Source organism: Ignavibacteriales bacterium, assembly GCA_026390575.1.
Taxonomy (GTDB): domain Bacteria; phylum Bacteroidota; class Ignavibacteria; order UBA10030; family UBA10030; genus Fen-1298.
In genome coordinates this window covers 182,359-200,237 of record JAPLFR010000007.1, presented here as the reverse complement: position 1 = coordinate 200,237, position 17,879 = coordinate 182,359, and the positions used below count along the sequence as shown (strand labels likewise).

16 protein-coding genes are annotated in these 17,879 nt (G+C 42.7%); 8 read left to right on the top strand and 8 right to left on the bottom strand.

The annotated features are described in order from the left end of the window. The first annotated feature begins 36 nt into the window (after window positions 1–36). The 8 genes from NTX44_05930 to NTX44_05895 all read left to right on the top strand — a co-directional run bounded on the left by NTX44_05930 (window position 37) and on the right by NTX44_05895 (window position 8,104). Window positions 37–2,478, top strand: coding sequence for a SpoIIE family protein phosphatase (locus NTX44_05930; protein ID MCX6121139.1), 2,442 nt, complete (start codon window positions 37–39; stop codon window positions 2,476–2,478). Window positions 2,479–2,573: 95 nt separating this feature from the next. Then, window positions 2,574–2,999 (top strand): type II 3-dehydroquinate dehydratase, encoded by a 426-nt coding sequence (aroQ, locus tag NTX44_05925; protein ID MCX6121138.1) that lies wholly within the window; start codon window positions 2,574–2,576, stop codon window positions 2,997–2,999. 112 nt (window positions 3,000–3,111) lie between these two features. Further along, window positions 3,112–3,798, top strand: a complete 687-nt coding sequence (locus tag NTX44_05920) for a TIGR02253 family HAD-type hydrolase (GenBank protein MCX6121137.1) — start codon at window positions 3,112–3,114, stop codon at window positions 3,796–3,798. A 2-nt stretch (window positions 3,799–3,800) separates the two neighbouring features. Further along, window positions 3,801–4,181: a holo-ACP synthase gene (gene acpS, locus NTX44_05915; GenBank protein MCX6121136.1), complete on the top strand. Its 381-nt coding sequence runs from the start codon at window positions 3,801–3,803 to the stop codon at window positions 4,179–4,181. A gap of 137 nt (window positions 4,182–4,318) precedes the next feature. After that, on the top strand, window positions 4,319–5,122 hold the full coding sequence (gene rhaD / locus NTX44_05910; protein MCX6121135.1) for a rhamnulose-1-phosphate aldolase: 804 nt from the start codon (window positions 4,319–4,321) through the stop codon (window positions 5,120–5,122). Between the two features lie 281 nt (window positions 5,123–5,403). Beyond that, entirely contained in the window at window positions 5,404–6,666 is a 1,263-nt protein-coding gene (locus tag NTX44_05905) for an OmpA family protein (protein MCX6121134.1), read from the top strand. 159 nt (window positions 6,667–6,825) lie between these two features. Next, entirely contained in the window at window positions 6,826–7,248 is a 423-nt protein-coding gene (gene mscL / locus NTX44_05900) for a large-conductance mechanosensitive channel protein MscL (protein ID MCX6121133.1), read from the top strand. A gap of 19 nt (window positions 7,249–7,267) precedes the next feature. Continuing rightward, the gene (locus NTX44_05895) at window positions 7,268–8,104 is read left to right on the top strand and encodes a DUF3078 domain-containing protein (protein ID MCX6121132.1); all 837 of its coding nucleotides are present in this window, start codon (window positions 7,268–7,270) and stop codon (window positions 8,102–8,104) included. Window positions 8,105–8,242: 138 nt separating this feature from the next. Here NTX44_05895 and lepB (NTX44_05890) read toward each other — a convergent pair whose 3' ends face one another. The 8 genes from lepB (NTX44_05890) to NTX44_05855 form a co-directional block, all read right to left on the bottom strand. Beyond that, entirely contained in the window at window positions 8,243–9,169 is a 927-nt protein-coding gene (gene lepB, locus NTX44_05890; GenBank protein ID MCX6121131.1) for a signal peptidase I, read from the bottom strand. Beyond that, the gene (gene lepB / locus NTX44_05885) at window positions 9,166–9,996 is read right to left on the bottom strand and encodes a signal peptidase I (GenBank protein MCX6121130.1); all 831 of its coding nucleotides are present in this window, start codon (window positions 9,994–9,996) and stop codon (window positions 9,166–9,168) included. Before lepB (NTX44_05885) ends, lepB (NTX44_05890) begins: the two co-directional genes overlap by 4 nt. Window positions 9,997–10,104: 108 nt before the next feature. After that, a complete protein-coding gene (gene lepB / locus NTX44_05880) occupies window positions 10,105–11,010 on the bottom strand; it encodes a signal peptidase I (GenBank protein MCX6121129.1) in 906 nt (301 codons plus the stop codon). Between the two features lie 130 nt (window positions 11,011–11,140). Next, on the bottom strand, window positions 11,141–12,940 hold the full coding sequence (lepA, locus tag NTX44_05875; GenBank protein MCX6121128.1) for a translation elongation factor 4: 1,800 nt from the start codon (window positions 12,938–12,940) through the stop codon (window positions 11,141–11,143). A gap of 326 nt (window positions 12,941–13,266) precedes the next feature. Then, window positions 13,267–14,463: an SMP-30/gluconolactonase/LRE family protein gene (locus NTX44_05870; protein ID MCX6121127.1), complete on the bottom strand. Its 1,197-nt coding sequence runs from the start codon at window positions 14,461–14,463 to the stop codon at window positions 13,267–13,269. A 235-nt stretch (window positions 14,464–14,698) separates the two neighbouring features. Continuing rightward, window positions 14,699–16,282, bottom strand: coding sequence for a T9SS type A sorting domain-containing protein (locus NTX44_05865; GenBank protein MCX6121126.1), 1,584 nt, complete (start codon window positions 16,280–16,282; stop codon window positions 14,699–14,701). Window positions 16,283–16,620: 338 nt separating this feature from the next. Then, window positions 16,621–17,217: a GNAT family protein gene (locus NTX44_05860; GenBank protein ID MCX6121125.1), complete on the bottom strand. Its 597-nt coding sequence runs from the start codon at window positions 17,215–17,217 to the stop codon at window positions 16,621–16,623. A gap of 84 nt (window positions 17,218–17,301) precedes the next feature. Further along, on the bottom strand, window positions 17,302–17,865 hold the full coding sequence (locus tag NTX44_05855) for a dihydrofolate reductase family protein (GenBank protein MCX6121124.1): 564 nt from the start codon (window positions 17,863–17,865) through the stop codon (window positions 17,302–17,304). Between the last annotated feature and the right edge of the window lie 14 nt (window positions 17,866–17,879).

The following is a 17,879-nucleotide window of genomic DNA, read 5'->3' as shown; positions in this document are numbered from 1 at the left end:
CAACGATGTGTTTAAGTTATTAAAGAAATTTGCCCAATGGAAAAATCAAAACAGCTTTTACCGTTCTTGCTTTTAATCCCTCTTGCGTTATTCATTATCATCACGCTCTTTCCCCTGTCGCATCCTTATGGCGGTATTTCTCTTCCGTTGGATCGTTCCGCGCTTTTAGAAAGAACGCGCAGCGTGATGGACAGCCTAAAGCTGGCGGATGATGGCTTTTGGCCTGAGGTCTCTTTCATAGCAAATCGTCCGTTGTTGGGACAAGCACAAAAAATGGTTGGGATTTCGGAAGCAAATTCTCTCATCAGGGATAGTCTTCCGGTCTATAAATGGAAAATTCTCTGGCGCAAGGATAATAGTTTTCAGTTTAGTCTTGGGAATGAAAACAAAACAAAAAAAGAACAAGCGGAGAAAATAGAAAATCTTATTCGTGGAGATATTACGTTAACATTTGATACAAAGGGAAGATTGCTTGAGTACACGAGAAATATTTTAGATACACTCCAGCTTCCCAGTCTCTCACCTCCGGAAGCGAAGCGATTCGCAGTGGCATTTCTTCATACCTATTCGTCTCCAATTTTGATGGTAGATACTTCACAGGCCGTGTCTGAAAAAGTAACTCAGCAGTTGCACCGTACTGATTATGAATACACGTGGCGTTCACCATCGATGATTTTGGGTGATCCCGTAACTGTGAAAGTGAAGGTCTCGGGAAATATTATAACATCATACGAACCGGATATTGCTGTGCCGGAGAAATATAAGTGGTCAAATTCCGATTCAATTTATGGGATTATCTTTATCATCCTGATAATTGGCGGAGGAATTCTTATAGCGGTCATTGCAGTAAAACGGATTCGTTCATTTGAAATAGGTTTTCGGCAAGCGCTTTTGATGGGAAGTATTGTTGCTGTCGCTTTTGGGATTCAATTGTACATCAATGTCCAAAACAACAAAAGTTGGTGGGAAATTATTATTCCGATGTTGCTGGTACCGATATTCATCGGTGGTACTCTTGTATTGATATGGACGATTGCCGAGTCTCTGACACGTGAAGTATGGCGAGAAAAGATGATTCCGTTCGACCTGATCTCTCGAGGGCACGTGCTGCACCCGAATATTGGCTGGAGTTTTGTGCGGGGAATATCATTTGGCCTAAGTCTCTATGCTCTGTTCTTACTATTGACGTGGGCAGGAAACAGAGTAATTCCAGTTTCAATCGCTCTCATGGATGATTCGTCCATACACACATTCGATGCAGGTGCCCCATGGTTGCTGATTCTCTCGCATGCAATTTTTATTTCATTCTTTATGTTTGCATTCATATTGCTCTTCTTGATTTCTTTCCTGCGAAAATATATTCCTTCAAGAGCACTTCTCTTGGCACTTTCAACCATTGCATTAACGGTGGTCAGCCTTGAACACATGGAACCGATTGCAGCTGCGCTGGTGATCCAGTCGATCGTTGCATTATTCATCGTGTGGATATTCTATCAATATGACGGATTGACAGCTCTTCTTGCATTGATCGTCTCTGCAGTGATACCGGAAACAGCTGGTCTTTTCTGTGCCGGTAATCCTTCATTCACAGAGAGTGGATTATTTATTGTTCTTATCAGTGCTCTCATGTATGCTGCATCTCTTATTCTCTGTTTCCGAAAAAGTACTATCCATGATTTCGATGAGATTGCACCGGTATTTGCAAAACACATCACTGAGCGGCAGCGGCTTCAACAAGAACTGGAAATTGCACGAAACGTTCAAATGAGTTTCCTGCCCAAATGCGATCCGTCAATTCCGCAATTCGATATTTGTTCACGCTGTGTGCCGGCGCTGGAGGTCGGTGGTGATTATTATGATTTCATAGAAATAGGGGAAAACAAACATGCCGTTGCAATAGGGGATGTCTCGGGAAAAGGAACACAGGCCGCATTTTTCATGACATTAACAAAAGGATTTCTGCGTGCGTTGGCGCATGTGTCAGAATCGCCGGCAAAAGTTCTCACTCAGGTGAATCATCTTTTTTATGAAAATGTTGAACGCGGAATCTTTATCAGTATGATTTATGGTGTGTTTGATACAATGAAGAAAACGCTGAGTCTTGCTCGTGCAGGGCACAATCCGGTCATTATGCGAAAATCACATGCCGCGTATGTACAGATCGTGAATCCTACCGGTCTCGCACTTGGACTTGATGTAGGATTAAAATTCTCTCAATCGATCGAAGAGGTGACGATCGAATATCAGCACGGCGACCTTTTCATCTTCTATACTGATGGCCTTACAGAAGCTATGAATGCTCAGAAAGCACAGTTTGGAGAAGAACGGCTCTCAACAATGGTAGAACAACTTGCATCAGGTACCGCATCTGAGATTATGGAGGGTGTTTTTGCTGAAATAAAGTCATTTGTTGGTAAAACCAAACAGCACGACGATATGACGATTGTCGTTATCAAAGTAAAAAGTGTTATTTCATGATATTTAACTTTTGACTTTTTGCTTGCAATACCTTATTCTATTTATTGAATTCCAGATGCTTACTTCGCTCCAACTATTTAGACAAGGAGATTATAATGCGTATTCTCATTATTAATGGACCCAATCTTGATATTCTTGGCAAACGTGAACCTGAAATTTATGGTACTATGTCGCTGTGGGATATCGAGAACCGGCTGAAAGGAAAATTTCCTAACGTCAAATTGGAGTTCTACCAATCGAACAGCGAAGGGCCTCTCATTGATGCACTCCATAAAGCACTGGATGGCGTTACGGACGGCGTCGTTCTCAATCCCGGAGCATTCACGCATTACTCTTATGCAATCCGCGATGCCGTCGCAGCGTTGAAAGTACCTGTAATTGAAGTACACTTGAGCAACGTCCATGGGCGGGAGGGATTCCGCCGCGAATCGGTTATTGCACCTGCGTGCAAGGGCGTCATTGCCGGTTTTGGTGCTCGGGGTTATGAACTAGCGGTGGAATTTATTTTAGAACAGAAATAAGAAAGTATTCAGCCGTCAGTGATCAGTTAATATGTGTTGTAAATTTTAACTGATAATCGTAAATCTTGGTTCCCTCAATACTGACAACTGATCGCTGATAACTGATAACTCTATGATCAAAGCCGTTATTTTCGATTTAGATAATACTCTCGTAGATTTTATGCTGATGAAGCGGCAGGCGATCGACGCCGCCATCAATGCTATGCGCGATGCAGGGCTGAAGCTTTCTAATGAGGAAATCCGCAAAGGAATAGATGAGATTTACGAAGAACGCGGAATGGAGTTCCAGAAAGTTTTTGATGAATTGATGTATCGCGAATTCAGCAAAATCGATTACAAAATTCTTTCCGCAGGCGTTATTGCCTATCGGCGCGCAAGAGAAGCGGCACTCGTTCCGTATCCGCATGTCACAATGACACTTATTGAACTTTCCAAGATGCATATCAAACTTGGCGTTGTCTCCGATGCACCGGCAAAAGAAGCATGGCTCCGGCTCTGTTATCTCAACTTCCATCATCTTTTTGATGCAGTTGTGACATTTGAAGATACGGGCATGCGTAAACCGAATCCTGAGCCATTCAGGAAAATTTTAGACATGCTTCACATTCAGCCCTCCGAAGCAGTGATGGTGGGCGATTGGGCAGAGCGTGATGTGGTGGGTGCGGCTCAAGTGGGAATGAAAACGATCTTTGCGCGGTACGGCAACACCTTCGGTACGGAAGTCTCGAATGCCAACTATGATATTGACGATATTTCGCAAGTGATAGACATCGTCAAAGAACAAAATCAGAAAGTGTAGCCATGGGAAAAATTCAAGGCATCGGCGTAGATGTTGTGGACGTACAGCGGATGAGAGATGTTCTCGAAAATCAGGGCAAAGCGTTTCTTGATAAAGTGTACAGTGATATGGAAGTGACATACTGTAAGACTCGCAAAAAACCGTACATTCATTTTGCTGCACGTTTTGCCGCCAAGGAAGCAGTGGCAAAAGCGATGCGCACCGGCTGGAGCGGAGCGTTTCATTGGCGGGATATTGAAGTCGTCAACGATCAGTCCGGCGCACCGCACATTCTGCTGTCGCGAGAAGTTGCTAAAGCACTGGAGCAATGCACCGTTCATCTCTCGCTTTCCCACACCGACACCACTGTGGTTGCGCTGGTTGTACTGGAAAGTAAAAAATAGATCTGGTAATTGTAACGTGTCATAGAGGAAGACTCAATTTGTGTATAGTTAACGATCGATAGTCGGTTTACATGATTAATATTCATCTCTCATTCTTGGCACACATAGTTCATTGATCATTCGTCATTACTTACACTATGAAATCACTTGAATTAACTTCAACCGCTCAACACCATCTTGCTGACGCGGCTTTCGTTTCCGGTATTCTCTGGGAACGCGGGTGGGCGGTAAAGAACGGCGGCAACATTTCTGTCGATATTACGGGAGAAGTTGACCTCCGCACGAGTGAACTGGATCAGTTTCCATACAAACGCCTTGAGCATACGTATCCAGATCTTTCTCAGGTGTTTCTACTGGTGACCGGTGCCGGCACACGCATGCGCGATGTTGCAAATCAACCAATCAACAATGTGTGCATCATTCGATTCTCAAATGAAGGATCTGGTTATCACATTATTCATGATGATGTCTTCAATTCTCATCTTGTTCCGACTTCAGAATTGCCGACTCATCTCGCAATTCATCAATTACTGAAGAAGCAGGGAGGAACACAGAAAGCTGTTCTTCACACGCACCCCACTGAACTGATTGCTCTGACATTGATTCCTGGCTTCTGCGAAGAATCGCGTCTCAACAAAATTCTTTATAGTGTACAACCGGAAGCTGTGATTGCCAATTCCAAAGGTATCGGACTTGTTCAGTACATTCTGCCGGGCACAGAACAACTTGCAGAAAAAACCGTTGCATCACTTCAACATCATTCGATTATTTTGTGGGGAAAACATGGCTGTATCGCGACCGCTAAAAATGTGCAGGAGGCGTTTGATTTGATAGATGTGATGAATAAGTCAGCCCAGCTCTTTTTCCTTTGCCGCGAGGCCGGCTATACACCGCAAGGATTAACAGAGCAAGAGATTGAGGCACTTAAAAAAATGGTTTAGTCTAAATTTAGGGTAAAATGAAGAATAAAACTCACGAATAAGATATCTATTTTGTTGCATCAAGATTTACTTTTATTTACATTTCCTCATCATGATTTATCATTTATTATTTATTCATATTTGAACGATTATGGTTCCCCTCCAAACTTTAAAATTTTGATTGTTGAAATTCAATAGACGTTATTTATTGTCACCATTTGTAGCAGTCAATATTGAAGATTCGATGTATTAAAACAACCAATTTATCAATTGAACCATACTAATTAAAGGAGGTTGTATAAATGAAAAAAAACATTTACTTCATTGGTGTTGTCGTATTGATTATGGTAACACTATTATCAACCCAGGGATTTGGGCAATTTAAGGATAGGGGGATTCGGCTTGGTGTTGCTGCTGGATCTTTGCAGGGATTAACAAAGATGACTGACAATTCGCTAGTACCCTCGGGAAAACTTTACCTTCGGCACAATATCTCAGGTGACTTTGATGGGGATCTTTCCGGTATGTATGCAGGTATTAAAGGACAGTATTATCAATCTGATTTATGGGGTGTTGAATATAAAGCTCTCTATTCACCGTACTCGTTTTATGAAGACCAATTGCACCCCTATATCGGAGCTGGATTGGGTGTCTCATATTACTTTGCAAACGTGAAACTTCGAAATCCCAATGTTGAAAAGAATGGTTATGTTGGATATATGCCGTTTACTCTTGGAGCAGAATATGCAGTGAATGATTGGCTTATGTTTGATGTCAGTACAAGTTTCAATTATGCATTCTCCAATACAATTGTTTCAACATGGGTGCCAAATTCTGAAATTGGGACTGGAAATGATGCATGGTGGGGACTCTTTGCAGGAGTAAGTTATACTATTTTTGGCCCTGATAACAAGGCAGCAGAGAAGGAAGCAAGCCGTATAAGAGCCGAAGAGTTAGCCGCTGCTGAGGCACGACGTGTTCAGGAAGCGAACGCTGCCGAGGCAAAACGAGTACAGGAAGCGAACGCTGCTGAGGCAAAACGTGTGCAGGAAGCTGCCGCTGCCGAGGCACGGCGTGTGCGGGAAGCTGCCGAGGCACAACGTATACAGGATTCGGTCAATGCAGCAAAAGCAGCAGCAGAGCGATTAGCAGCGGTACCAAAGAAAGAAGTTGTAGTTCCGAAACCTGAGCCGCCCAAGCCGGCAGCATTGAAAGCTGAAGTTGGCAAGGCCATTATATTGGAAGGTGTTGTATTCCAATCAGGCAAAGCGGTGATTTCGCCGGAGTCGGAACAGATTCTTTCTAGTGCACTGATAACGCTAACTGACAATCCAGGATTGGCAGTAGAAATTCGTGGGTTTACCGATAACGTTGGAAGTGCAAAAAAGAATCTTCAATTATCTCAATCAAGGGCCGAAGCGGTAAAGGCATGGTTGGTGAAGAATGGGGTTTCGTCTAAACGTATCACTGCAAAAGGATACGGCGATAGAAATCCTGTCGCGAGCAATAAAACTGCAGAAGGTCGAATGAAGAATCGACGTATCGAATTCTTTAGAACAAAGTAATAAGTAACGTTAAAAAAAGAGATGCTCTTTACCTCTAAGAGAGGTGGAGGGCATCTTTTGTTTTGTCGCGAATCTATTTTTATCGAACTATCATTATTTCAATGATGATCATAGGAAAAAAAGAATAGGTCATGGAATAACCACATAAGGAGATTTTTTATGTCTCTCATCAAAGAATTTAAATCATTTGCAATGCGCGGCAACGTGGTCGATATGGCAGTCGGTATTATCATCGGTGCAGCATTTGGCAAGATCATTAGTTCGCTCGTCAGTGATGTTTTGATGCCACCGATTGGTGTGCTCGTCGGTGGCATGGATTTCAGCAGTCTTGGTATTACGATCAAAGAAGCCGCCGCAGACCATGCAGCTGTTGTGATCAAATATGGAATGTTTATCAATATTTTTATCGACTTTCTAATTGTTGCCTTCGCAATGTTCATGATTATTCAGGCGATGAATCGGCTAGTGAAGAAACCGGAAATCGCGCCGGCAATCCCGACAACAAAAGAATGTCCGGAATGTTTGATGGTCATCCCCATCAATGCAAAACGTTGTGGACATTGCACATCAGTTTTAAAATAATCATTATCGAAGGAATGTTATGAGAACCCTGTTATTTATATTGTTTGCTGGAAGTGTCGCATGCGCACAAGACCCGAAGCTCATCTCACCGGCATCTACCGACACGTCGTGGAAACACACGATGATTGTCAGCGCAAATATCACACAGATAGCCTTCACCAATTGGGTGCAAGGTGGAGAGAACGCGCTTGCATATGCATTATTCCTCGAAGGTAAATCGGCATACACGAAGGATGTTGTCGAATGGGTGAATATGTATAAATTCGGTTACGGACAGGCAAGGCTCGGATCGCTGGGAATCCGCAAAACGGATGATAAGATTGTTCTGGAAAGTGTGTTGACGTATAAAATAGGAACCTATGTAAATCCATTTGCATCCGCCTCCTTGAAGACCCAGTTTACAGAAGGTGTTATGTACGATGCGCTCGGCACGGCAACACCCGTTTCGAATTTCTTCGATCCGGCATATCTCATCCAAACGGCGGGATTCGGGTATCAGCCTGTCAAGGAAGTGAAAACGCGGCTCGGTCTTGGTCTTCGTGAGATCGTAACGAATACCTATACCACATTTTATACGGACGGAAAGAAAGTGCAGGTCGATGCAGGACTAGAATCGGTCACTGAGGTAGGATGGACAGTCATGGAAAATGTAATCTTGAATTCGAAGTTGGAGGTGTACGTTCCTGTAAAACAATTCAATCAAACAACGATCATCAGCGACAACACGATTTCAGCAAAAGTGAACAAGTACCTCTCCATGAATATCAATGTTTTTTTGATTAACGATCCAAAGATCCAAGCGCGTACTCAGGTGAAACAAACCCTTGCATTGGGCGTTAATTTTACGTTGATATAAAGAGAATACAATCGTCTTAAAATTATGCTTGTGGATTCATTGAACGTGTTTCTATAATTGCTGCTGTACTTTTAGTATCGCTTTTAAAAAAACAAGAACGAGTGATTAATCGAATGCGTACTGCGTACAATTAACTTATTATCGTATCAGTGTTCCAATCCTATCCCACCGGATAGTTGAACATTTATCAGAGATACTGTACACCGGAACCTCTGGATCCCACGACCAGTAAATAAACAATGCTTCACCAATTAAGTGATCGTCAGGCACAAATCCCCAGTAGCGGCTGTCCATACTGTTATCGCGATTGTCGCCAAGAGTGAAGTAGTAGTTCTTCTGTACGCGATAGCTGGAAGCGACCGCGCCATCGATGAGAATTGTATCGGCACTGAATTGAACAGTATGTCCTTCACGTTCTATCAAGATATGCCATTGAGAAAACGTGGCAGGATCGATGGTTAAAATATCATTTCGTTTCGGTACGATAACCGGTCCATAATTAACGTCGCTAAACGCCGAACCATCCGGAAACATTTCTGCGTTGTGTCGAAATGCATTATCGGTTGGATGAATCGTTCTTCTGCCATGTGAAGGAAAGCTCGACTCGATTCCATTAACAAACACGTTGCCAAATCGAATTTCTACAGTATCGCCCGGTAGTCCAATACATCGTTTGATGTAGTTCACCGTTTCGATGGGTTTCACTTCGTATTGAGTGCCGGGAAATTCAAACACTACTACGTCGCCGCGATGTACACTCCGAAATAAGGGAAGTGTGAAAGGAGAGAGCGAGGTCGCTGTAAATGGTATATGGCGCGGTGTGCGCAGACCGTATGCGAGTTTGTTTACCAATAAAAAATCGCCAATTTGCAGCGTATGTTCCATCGATGTAGAAGGAATGCGGTACGCCTCTACTACAAATAATTTCAAAATCAGCGCCGCAAGCAGAGTGATGAGAATAGTTTTACCGTACTCGTTCAGCGTTGAGGCAAGGTTTTTCTCTTTGTGCAGAGAAGAATCAGTGTTTTCCGTACCCTCGTTGTGCTGTAATTGTTCCGGCATCATTTAATGAGGGAACCGATGCGGCCCCAGCGTACGGAAGCGAGTCTTCCAATTATATCATAGAGCGGAAGGTTACAGTCCCAAGACCAATAAACAATTATCGGTGCACCAACTAGATTTTCTTTAGGAATGAATCCCCAGTAACGGCCATCCAGACTGTTATCACGGTGATCACCCATTCCAAAAAGATAATCGCGTTGGACGGTGTATGAAGTGACGGGTTTTCCGTCAACCAGAATGGTTCCATCTATAGACTCGACTGTATGTCCTTCCCGCTTTATAAAGATTTGCCATGCAGAAATATTTTGCATATTCAACGGTATTGTCATTCCATGTTGAGGTATTACGAGCGGACCAAAGTTGTCTTCGTTCCATCCAGAACCTAGAGAAAAAATATGTTCATCCGGTTCATGTGAAGGAGTCGACCAACCGCGATCAAATTTTACATTGCGCGGCAAAGGGAGCATTTGTCTATTAACGGATACAACACGATTTCGAATTTGAATTGTGTCACCCGGCAATCCAATACATCGTTTTAAGTAGAATGTAAAATCTTCGGGTTGTACTTCATCACGCATGCCAGGGAAGACGAACACGATCACATCACCGCGCTTCACATCTTGTATTACCGGCAGACGAAACCATGGCAAACGAATATTGGTAAATGGAATATTGCGAGGTGATGTTCCGCCATATATAAACTTGTTTACGAACAACCTCTCACCTGTCAACACTTCGTTTTCCATTGACCCGGTAGGAACAAGAAACGACGCTACGACAAAATTGTTGATGAGAAGAAAGAGACCAAATACAATTCCAAACTCTTTCAGAAGCGCAAGTGCTTTCTCTTTTACTGTCAGCGGTCTTGGTTCTTCGATTTTATTCTTTTGAGAATTCGTCGTTTTTCCTCCTCAGGTCAGGAGTTGAATACTTGTAGATCATTTAATGAGGGAGCCAATGCGGCCCCAGCGCACGGAAGCCAGTCTTCCGAAAATATCGTAGAGTGGAAGATCGGTGTTCCAAGACCAGTACACGATCATCGGTGTACCGACAATATTTTCTTTTGGAATAAAACCCCAGTACCGGCCGTCAAGACTATTGTCGCGGTGATCACCCATTCCAAAAAGGTAATCACGCTGGACTGTGTACGATGTAGCCGGCTTGCCGTCCACCAACACGGTTCCTGCGACAGATTCCACAGCGTGTCCTTCCCGTTTGATAAAGATTTGCCACTCGGCATAGTTTTGTGCACTCAATGGAATGACCATTCCTTGTGTGGGCACAACAAGCGGACCGAAGTTATCTTCATTCCAGCCCGAGCCGGCTGGGAAAATGCGGTCGTCCGGTTCAGCTGCCGAAACCGACCACCCACGATCAAATCTTACATTGCGCGGCAAAGGAAGCATTTGCCCGTTGACAAACAGGACGCGGTCGCGGATCTGAATTGTGTCGCCCGAAACTCCAACACATCGTTTCAGATAGAAAGTAAAGTCCGGTGATTCTACTTCATCGCGCATCCCTGGGAAAACGAACACAATCACATCTCCGCGTTTGACATCTCTGAAGGATGGAATACGAAACCATGGCAAACGCACATTGGTGAATGGAATATTCCGGGGCGATGTTCCACCGTAGATAAATTTATTGACGAAGAGCAATTCACCGGTGAGCACTTCGTTTTCCATTGACCCGGTCGGGACGAGGAAAGATGCAATCACAAAATTGTTGATGAGAAGAAATAGACCCAGGACAATGCCGGTTTCTTTGAGGAACGCCAATGTTTTTTCTTTGAATGTTACTGCAATTGGCAGCTCTTCTTTCTTCTGTCTCTTGTCGTCGTTCATATTCGTCCTTGTGCAATTATTCTATAAGAATTTATTGAATATCAAATCTCAATATTCAAAATGCTTTTTACAGATTTGAATCATTGGAATTTGTTTGTTATTTGAACTAATGAATATTGGAATTTACTCGTTATTCATCCATTGATAAAATGGCAAGGAATGCTTCTTGCGGCACTTCTACACTTCCTACCCGTTTCATCCGCTTTTTGCCTTCTTTTTGTTTTTCCAGAAGTTTTCGTTTTCGCGAAATATCGCCGCCATAACACTTCGCGATCACATTTTTCCGAATGGCGCTTATCGTCTCGCGTGCAATGATCTTACTTCCGATAGCAGCTTGTATTGCCACCTCAAACATTTGACGTGGAATCAGCCCCCGAAGTTTCGTGCAAAGTTTACGGCCCCAGTCATACGACTTCACGCGGTGGACTATAGTGGACAGTGCGTCCACCGGCTCGCCATTCAGTAAAATGTCCAATTTTACAAGGTCAGATTCGCGATATTCAAGGAAATCATAATCAAATGAGGCATACCCGCGCGAAAGCGACTTAAGTTTATCATAGAAATCGAAGATAATTTCCGATAAGGGTAGTTCAAAATGAATGTCGGCACGTTCCGGGCTGAGATATGTAGTATTGCGGTGGATGCCGCGACGGTCCATGCACAGCTTCATGATGTTGCCGATGTATTCGGTCGGCGCGATAATTTGTGCCTTGACGAACGGTTCTTCTACTTTTTCAATCTTACCTGCATCAGGCATGAATGCAGGATTGTCGATGAAGAGAACCTCTTTGTCTGTTTTTGTGACGCGGTACTCAACGTTCGGCACCGTGTTGATGAGCTGCTGGTCATATTCGCGCTCTAATCGTTCACGGATTATCTCCATGTGAAGAAGTCCGAGAAATCCGGCTCGAAACCCGAAACCGAGCGCAACTGAGCTCTCAGGTTCAAAGATGAGCGAGGCATCATTCAACTTCAGTTTATCAAGTGCATCGCGTAATTCGCCAAAGTTGTCGCTGTTGGATGGATAGAGTCCGCTGAAGACCATCGGCTTGGCTTCTTTGTACCCGGGCAATGGTTCGGATGCGGGATTGTCCACAAGTGTAATCGTATCGCCGACTTTTGTGTCATGCACGTCTTTCACATTTGCAATGATGTAACCAACATCACCTGCAGAAAGTGAGCCGACTCGTTTGCGCTGCATTTCAAGAATGCCGACATCTTCCGCTTGAAATTCCTGCCCCTTTGAAAAAAATCGAATTCTATCTTTTTCGCGTACAGTTCCTTCCATCACACGAATGTATGCAACTGCTCCGCGGTATTCATCAAACACAGAATCGAAGATCAACGCTTTGAGCGGTGCGTCAGGATCACCTTTCGGTGCAGGGATGCGCGAGACGATTGCTTCTAAAACGTCTTCTGTTCCTATGCCGGATTTCGCGCTCCCCATTAAAATTTCTTCTGCCTTGCATCCAATGAGATCCATCACCTGTTTCTTCACCACATCTATCATCGTTTTGGCGCTTGGCAAATCAATTTTGTTGATGAACGGAATTATTTCAAGTCCTGCGTCGATAGCGAGATAAAGATTGGAAATTGTCTGTGCTTCCACGCCCTGTGTTGCATCCACAACAAGAATGGCCCCTTCGCATGCAGCAAGCGAACGCGAGACTTCATACGTGAAATCTACATGGCCCGGTGTGTCAATAAGATTAAGAGTATAGTTTTTCTTATCGCGGGATTGATATTTGATTTGAATAGCGTGCAGTTTGATAGTGATGCCGCGTTCTTGCTCGAGGTCCATATCGTCGAGCATTTGCTTCGACATGTCACGAGCGGCAACGGTGCCGGTGTATTCTAATAGACGGTCGGCAAGTGTTGACTTACCATGATCGATGTGTGCAATAATGCAAAAATTACGAAGATGTTCCATCAAGTACGTGTCAAATCTGCCGTCGTGTGGACGGCACTAAATAGGAAATCACATAAATAACAAAGAGTAAAAAGTGGTATGCTTGATGAAGAGCCACTCTTTACTCCTCGAACTATTCAAAAGATAGCGGAAAATGCACAGAAGAGCAAGGAAGGGATGTGAAGCAGGAGTCATTGGCCAGGTTGTGCCTATCTGATTTATTGAAGTTCTCAACGGATGCTTTTACCGCCAACTTTTTTGCTTGTTATGTGCAGTTACCCTTCACTATTTTGACACATAGGAGTGTTTATCTTATTTTTCATCGCCTACCTTAGTATCAGGTGATACTATTTGAGCAGCATTAACTTTTTGACCTGGACAAACCGAGTATTTGGATTGTTGGTCGATATTGCCTCAAGACGATAGAAATACATTCCACTCGACATTTGCGTATTCCAAGTTATCGTTCTGTAACCTGCGTCTTGTTCCTGATCCATTAGTTTTTCTACTTCACGCCCTAACAGGTCAAAGATAGTAATTCTTACTTTGGCATTTTTAGGCAAATTATATTTGATTGTCGTGCTCGGATTGAACGGATTTGGATAATTCGTAAATAATTCGAATGCAGGCGGAATCAAAGAACCCTGTCCTTTGACAGCGTTAGTAGATGCCAAACGAATTCGATGGAGCCCGTGCTGGGTTGTGATGTAAAGAGTTTTCATGTCCGAATCTCCCCAGTTGCAATTTGTGGGAGTGGTTCCCGACGGTGTTAATATCTTATCTAAATATTCTCCATTTGGTGAAATAATCCAGATTCCTTTATCTCCAGTACAGTAGATATTTCCTTCCGCATCTGTTTTCATTCCGTCAACGTTAGACGGTCCGCCGGTTGTAAATAATAGCTGCTTATTTGTGAAGGTTGAATCATTTACAACATCCCATACATATATTTGACGCAATGGTGAATCGTCCACGTATAATTTCTTTTCGTCCGGAGAAAAACAAATTCCATTTGGTTTTTGAAATAAGCTATCGATTAATTGGACGGCGCCTGAAGGACTTACCCTGTATATTCCGCGGAATTTCTGCACCAGTGAATTATCATAATCCGGATCTGTGAAAAATATTGATCCGTCGGCGTTCCGGACAACGAGGTCGTTCGGAGAATTGAAGGTTTTACCTCTGAACTTGGTCGCAATTAGTGTCATTGTTCCATTTATTTCCTGACGGGAAACCGTACGCGTTTGTCCTTGAGCAAGGAGCAATCTTCCCTGTGCATCAACCGTTAATCCGTTCGATTTATTTGTAGGGGTCAAATAAACACTTACGGTTCTTGATGTCTCATTCCATTGATTTATTTTATTATTCTGAACGTCGCTAAATAAGAGAACGCCATTTTTCCATACCGGCCCTTCTGACCAGGCAATATTTTGCTGATTATCAGGAATAAGTGTCTCGAGTACAGCCCCAGACGGTACTGGCGATTGAGCGTTCACAAAAAAAGGTATAAGTAAAAATAACATGCATATTATCTTATTACACATCTGATTCTCCTTTTTTTTATTAATTGATGTTACGCAGAATACAAAAAATATTGCCACGACCTTCAGGTCGTGGTTTTAATATCTCCCAATAAACCGGCTTTAGCCAAAACGTTTCAAAATGTGGCTAAAGCCGATGGTGCTTTTAAAAATTTGTCCACGACGTAAACGTCGTGGCTATAAATCAACTTACTTTACGTAACATGAGTTATTAATACTAACTAAGCTCCAATTTAACTCAACGTATGTACAACATTTTCTGAATCTGTCGTTCTTTGTCTACTTGCAGCGTAGCAAGATACACACCGCTTGCAATATTTTCTGCATTCCAAATAAAGTGGTGTTCACCTGCACTGAAACTTCCACTATGCAGTAATGCTACTTCTCTGCCCATCACATCATAAATTTTCAATGAACCAATTGTCGGCTTTGAAATGAATACCGTTAGTCTCGTCATTCCATTGAAAGGATTCGGATAATTCTGTGCTAAACGAAATTCTGAAGCTATAGACGATGAGTTCGATTCAACACCGGATACATACTGCGATACATCCAGACTGTCCAAAACACCTACTAATTCTCCCTTTGTATTACGTATTCGTAGTTCGGCTGTTCTTGCTCCAGTTGGAATAGCGATCGATTCCTGAAGCTGAAATTCCGCAAGCGGGGAGACTGTATGCGACAATCCTTCGGATACAATCTTATGCTGTGCATCGAGAAACGCAACCAAAGCTGTTCCTGCATAGAACACACCGTATCTTGCGGATAGAGTGTGTATGGTTGGATCATAGTAAAGTTTGTCTGCAATAGCGCCGACTGAATTCACGTCCAGAACTGGTGCAAGGACTTTGGCTGCCCACCAATTTTCTGTAAATGTATATCTTCCTCCGCCAGCAGTAAGGCTGACCATCGGACTTGTTATTTCAACTTCCATGTACGCCGGAGATCCATTTACCCATACTGCGATGCGGGCGTTGCTGTTTGGATAAGTTTGATCCTCAAAAATATCGAATGTCTTGGCATAGACAACCGAATCCAGAACATTAGCGTAAGCGATCCAACCTTTGTCAGGATCGGCAAATAGTTTTGAATTTGTCGGACTAAACTGAACACCATATATTCCTGGTTCAATCTCTCCTTTCCATGCAGTGCTGGAAGGTTGCGGGTTCACACCGCTGCTGCCGAATACACTGTTAGGATTGATTGGGAAGTATGCCCAAAAATTTGTGTAATCTTTTTTTGATGGATGATTTACGATCTGTTGCGTTACACTCCACATACTCCAACTCGCGGGAGAAGAACCTTGATTGATCATGGTCTGATCCATCTTCACACGACTCGTACCAGGATAAATTGTCGCTCTGCGTTCGAATTGGATATTGGGTGCAAACCATTTTTCAATTGGACTCGTAACTAATACAGCAATTGAATCGTTTGTCTGAAAATCGATTTGATACGTATAACTACCACAGTCAAGTGTTGGAGGAGGGTTCCAGCCACTTGTATTGTGCCATCCGCTTTCGGGAGCTGGCCAGGTTTTGTAACCTCCGAAGTTGTGCCATGCCACAGTTGGGGATGGTGTGTAGGTTTTAGAATACTCAGCTGGATTTGTGAAAATTGATGATTGGCTTCCTAAGTCATATTGCATTATGCGCGCTCCGATAGCCGGCATTGTGGCTATCGTGATGAGGTCGTTCTGCATGACCACTGCTTTCCATCCCATTTGTTTATAATTAGAAATGGAATCTATGGTAAGAACAGACGGCTGACCATACAGAAGTGTTGAAACGAAACAAGAAGCAAGGAAAACTATTTTTCGCATATAATCTTTCCTAAAGTTTAGAAATGCACGCAGGGAACATGAAACAAGTTAATTAATAGAAGTGGGATGGGAAATCATTTTTGTTACTTCGATCTTGATATTCACTATTTGTACCCTGTTAGATTGTTTGAAACATTCATTTTTCGTTTCACGATTGTTTTTCAGATTTCTCTTTCTCATTTCTTCTTTGACTGATAAAAAGATAGCGGAAAACACGCAGAAGAGCAAGGAAGGGAAAAATAGTTGAGACGGTGAGAAATTGAGATGAGAGAGTATGAGAAAAAGCAAGTTCAGGAGGTAGGCAAAACCAGTGTAGAGTCCAGTCACCGACTGGACTTTCATATTGTCCGATCTGGTGATCGCCTGCCTGCGCAGGCAGGGACTCTTCTTTTCAGCCACTCATGTTTGAGAATTGCATACACTAAATCATCAACCCATTCTCCACGAATCAGAATACTCTCTTTAAAATGAGCCTCTTTCCTAAAACCTAATCGCTCAACCAACTCTATTGATTTTATATTATTTGGGTCGATTGAGGTTATGATTCGGTGCTTATGTAACTCATGGAAAAGGTAATTGATCAGTTCTTTCAGAGCCTCGGTTGCATATCCTTTCCCCTGGTGATTCTTGTCTAATGTGCAGCCTATTTCAACTTGTTTCTTGTCCGAATCTAGAAAATGAATTCCTATGTCTCCAATCAATTCGTTCTTTTCTTTTTTGATTATAACAAATTGATGCCAAGTGTCAACAAGATCTATATTTTGTGCAACTCTGTTTTTAATAAAGTCATAAACGTCATCGATTGTATTTGGAATCCATCCTTGATATTTATTTATAGTTGAATCCGAGCGATACTTAAATATTGTTTCTGCATCATCCACTCTTATTGAACGCAAAATTAATCTCTCTGTATTAATTTCTATGTTGTCTGACATGTACTAAGATTTCTTTTGTACAAGCTGGGAGGGAGATTATTCTCCCGGCCAGCGGATATTTTGATAAACCTGTACTGGTTGTAGTTATTCTTTTCTTACAGGTTGATAATAAAGCAAAACATTTCCTGAACGAAACGTCTTTGTCTTTAGAAGTGAAAGATTGAATCTATCATTTATCCCGTTGAATAATGTATTGCCTTTACCTAAGATAACAGGATTTACCATAATCCGGTATTCATCAATGAATCCATGCTGCATAAAAGTGACTGCCAGGTTGGAACTGCCGAATACTGCTATATCTTTACCCGGCTGATGTTTGAGTTTCGTAACTTCTTCGGTAATATTCTCTTTTAACAGTCTCGTATTGTTCCATGTAACGGTTTCCAGTGTTTTTGAAAATACGATTTTGGATATCGCATTCATTTTATTCGCAATAATCGGATCGTTTGTTCTCGCGGATTCGGTTGGCCAGTAACTTGCCATAAGCTCATATGTCACGCGTCCAAAGAGTAGTATATCCGCTTCCTTTAATTGCTGCTCGGCGAATGCATTGAATTCTCCATCTACGTTATGCCAATCGATTTCTTGGTTGGGCCCTTCAAAGAAGCCGTCGAGCGATATCATATTGAATAAAAATACTTTTCTCATTTGATTATCCTGCA